The organism is Caulobacter sp. P4_E5 (assembly GCF_056401555.1).
The window spans coordinates 1-3289 of the sequence record NZ_JBFUJD010000147.1; the positions used below are offsets into that span (position 1 = coordinate 1).

The following is a 3289-nucleotide window of genomic DNA, read 5'->3' on the forward strand; positions in this document are numbered from 1 at the left end:
TACTTGCTACTTGCCGTGAACTACTTGATGGCCTTGGCGGCGTTCATGACGGCCTTGATGTGGCCGGGCACCTTGACCTTGCGCCAGACCTCGCGGACCACGCCTTCACGGTCGATCAGGAAGGTCGAGCGGTCGATGCCCATGTACTTGCGGCCGTACATGCTCTTCTCGACCCAGGCGCCGTAGGCCTCGACCACATCGCCCAGCGGGTCGGCGGCCAGGTCGATGGTCAGGTCGTGCTTCTTGCGGAACTTGGCGTGCGAGGCGGCGCTGTCCTTGGAAATCCCGACGATCACCGCGCCCAGCTTCTGGAACCCCTCGACTTCCGACGAGAACTGCAGGGCCTCGGAGGTGCAGCCGGCGGTGTCGTCCTTCGGGTAGAAGTAGAGCACGACATTCTTGCCCTTCAGGCCCGACAGGCTGACCCGGCCGGTATCGGTCGGCAGATCGAAATCGGGGGCCTTGTCGCCGGGTTGCAGCATCGCGCTCTCCAAAAACACTTTCACCAGCATAGCTCGTCATCCCGGCCGAAGCGAAGCGAAGAGCCGGGACCCAGGGGCAGCCGCAATGCGCCGGCCCCTGGGTCCCGGGTCGGCTACGCCGCCCGGGATGACGAGGATTAGATAGGCTTCACCAATACGATCTTCTTCTTGCCGGCCGCCAGCTTGACCACGCCCTCGACGAGGTCGGYCGAGCTGATCACGCGGTTGGCGTCCGTCTCCACTTGGTCATTGACCCGGAGGCCACCACCCTGGGCCAGGCGACGGGCTTCGCCGCGCGAGGCGGCCAGGCCGGCGTCGGTGAACAGGGCCGCCAGGACGATCCCGGCTTCCAGCTCGGCCGCGGGCGCCTCGAAGGTCGGCAGGTCGGCCGACAGCGCGCCCTGCTCGAACGCTTTCTCGGCGGCGTCGCGGGCCTTGCGGGCCTCGTCCTCGCCGTGGGCCATGCGGGTGGCTTCGTCGGCCAGCACTTTCTTGGCCTCATTGATCTGGGCGCCTTCGAGGGCTTCCAGCTCGGCGATGCGCTCCAAGGGCAGGTCGGTGAACAGCTTCAGGAAGCGGCCCACGTCGGCGTCCTCGGTGTTGCGCCAGAACTGCCAGTAGTCGTAGGGCGAGAGCTGCTCGGCGTTCAGCCACACCGCGCCGGCCATGGTCTTGCCCATCTTGGCGCCCGAGGCCGTGGCCAGCAGCGGCGTCGTCAGGCCGAAGGCGGCCTTCTGGTCGACGCGACGGGTCAGCTCCACCCCGTTCAGGATGTTGCCCCACTGGTCCGAGCCGCCCATCTGCAGCACGCAACCGTACTTGCGGTTCAGCTCCAGGAAGTCGGTGGCCTGCATCAGCATGTAGTTGAATTCGAGGAAGGTCATCGGCTGCTCGCGCTCGAGCCGCAGCTTGACCGAGTCGAAGGCCAGCATCCGGTTGACCGTGAAGTGCACGCCGTAGTCGCGCAGGAACTGGACGTAGCCGAACTTGCTCAGCCACTCGTCGTTGTCGACCATGATCGCGTCGGTCGGGCCGTCGCCGAAGGTCAGGAAGCGGGCGAAGACCTGCTTGATACCGGCGATGTTGGCCGCGATGTCGGCGTCCGACAGCAGCTTGCGGCTCTCGTCCTTGCCGGTCGGATCGCCGACCTTGGTCGTGCCGCCGCCCATCAGGACGATCGGCTTGTGGCCCGCCTGCTGTAGGCGACGCAGCATCATGATCTGGATCAGGCTGCCGACGTGCAGCGACGGGGCTGTAGCGTCGAAGCCGATATAGGCGGTGACGATCCCGCCGGCGGCTGCCGCGTCCAGTTCCTCCGGATGGGTGATCTGGTGGATGTAGCCACGCGCCTCCAGGGTTCGCAGGAACTCCGACTTGAAGGACGACGCGGCGGACATGGATCGACTCTCTGTTTGAAGCGAGGGGCCGTCTAGCACGGCGAGATCAGCTTGTGAGGGCTTCATTTGGTGACTCCGGGAGCGGCGCCGGAGTGCATGATCGACTTTGAAATGAGCGACCCCGGCGAGGCGGGGGCTAAGCGACGTGTCTGGTCGGCCTCCCGCTATGGCAGCGGGCGGTAGTAGGGGCGGGCCAGGATGCGCGTATCGATCATGGGGTCTAGCTACCGTTTCGCGGTCGTGGCAGTCAACCGAACTATGCGTATTCTGGGATTCATGACCGGCACCTCGCTCGACGCGGTCGACATGGCGGTGCTGGAAACGGACGGCGAAGAGATCCAAGCCTTTGGTCCCGCCGGCGAACGAAAACTCCGCGAGGAGACCCGCGACCTGTTGCTGGTCGCGACCGAGGTCGCGCGCGGCTGGCCGCGCGACAAGCCCGCCCCCGACATCTTCGCCGAGGCCGCCCAGGCGGTCGCCGACGAGCACCTGCACGCCGCCGAGAGCTTCCTGGCCGAGCACGGCCTGGCCTGGAGCGACTTCGACCTGTTGGGCGTGCACGGCCAGACGGTGCTGCACGAGCGGCCGACGCCGGGGCGGATCGGCCGGACGGTGCAGCTGCTGGACGCCGAGCGCCTGGCCAGGGCCAGCGGACGGCCGGTGGCCTTCGACTTCCGCACCGCCGACGTGGAAGCCGGCGGGCAGGGCGCGCCGCTGGCGCCGATCTACCACGCCGCCCGCTCGCGGGCTTCGGGCCTTTCCACGCCGGTCGCGGCGCTGAACATCGGCGGCGTGGCCAATATCACGCTGATCGATCAGGACGATCACCTCCTGGCCTTTGATACGGGCCCCGGCAACGGCATGATCGACCTGATGCTGCAGGAGCGGGGTCTGGGCCGATTCGACGAGAACGGCCGCCTGGCCGCCGCCGGCCGCGTCGATCAGGCCATTCTCGAGCGGTTCCTCGACAGTTCCTACTTCTCCGGTCCCGCGCCCAAGTCGCTGGACCGCTACGATTTCCCGCTGGACCTGGTCGAGCCGCTGTCGGCCGAGGACGCCGCCGCCACCCTGGTGGCGTTCACGGCGGAAGCGGTGGTCAAGGCGTTCGAACTGGGCGCGCGGCCCAGCGCCCTGATCGTCTGTGGCGGCGGCCGCCATAATCCGCAAATCATGCGGGCCCTGGCCGAGCGCGCCCCGGTGCCGGTCAAGACCGCCGAGGACTATGGCTGGCGCGGCGACAGCATCGAGGCCGAGGCCTTCGCCTATCTCGCGGCGCGGACGGCAAGGGGCCTGCCGATCAGCTTTCCGGGGACCACGGGGGTGAAGGCGCCGATGACGGGGGGGAGGATCGTTCGGCCGTAACGTATTTCTCCTCCCCCGCGATGCGGGGGAGGTGGCCCAGAGGGCCGG

5 protein-coding genes are annotated in these 3289 nt (G+C 67.7%); 2 read left to right on the forward strand and 3 right to left on the reverse strand.

Annotated features, from left to right (window positions below; genetic code table 11):
- Positions 1-20: 20 nt before the first annotated feature.
- Positions 21-482, reverse strand: a complete 462-nt coding sequence (locus AC1DSO_RS24535; RefSeq protein WP_477071294.1) for a peroxiredoxin — start codon at positions 480-482, stop codon at positions 21-23.
- Between AC1DSO_RS24535 and AC1DSO_RS24540 the strand changes: the two genes are divergently transcribed.
- Complete coding sequence (locus AC1DSO_RS24540; RefSeq protein ID WP_477071297.1) at positions 481-627, forward strand: hypothetical protein; 147 nt, start codon at positions 481-483, stop codon at positions 625-627. The genes AC1DSO_RS24535 and AC1DSO_RS24540 overlap by 2 nt on opposite strands.
- Here the strand turns inward: AC1DSO_RS24540 and tyrS are convergent.
- Positions 620-1945, reverse strand: a complete 1326-nt coding sequence (gene tyrS / locus AC1DSO_RS24545; RefSeq protein ID WP_477071295.1) for a tyrosine--tRNA ligase — start codon at positions 1943-1945, stop codon at positions 620-622. The two genes, AC1DSO_RS24540 and tyrS, sit on opposite strands and share 8 nt — an antisense overlap.
- Before the next feature lie 98 nt (positions 1946-2043).
- Positions 2044-2094 (reverse strand): hypothetical protein, encoded by a 51-nt coding sequence (locus AC1DSO_RS24550; protein WP_156136759.1) that lies wholly within the window; start codon positions 2092-2094, stop codon positions 2044-2046.
- A 43-nt stretch (positions 2095-2137) separates the two neighbouring features.
- Between AC1DSO_RS24550 and AC1DSO_RS24555 the strand changes: the two genes are divergently transcribed.
- Positions 2138-3241: an anhydro-N-acetylmuramic acid kinase gene (locus tag AC1DSO_RS24555; protein WP_477071296.1), complete on the forward strand. Its 1104-nt coding sequence runs from the start codon at positions 2138-2140 to the stop codon at positions 3239-3241.
- Positions 3242-3289 lie beyond the last annotated feature (48 nt).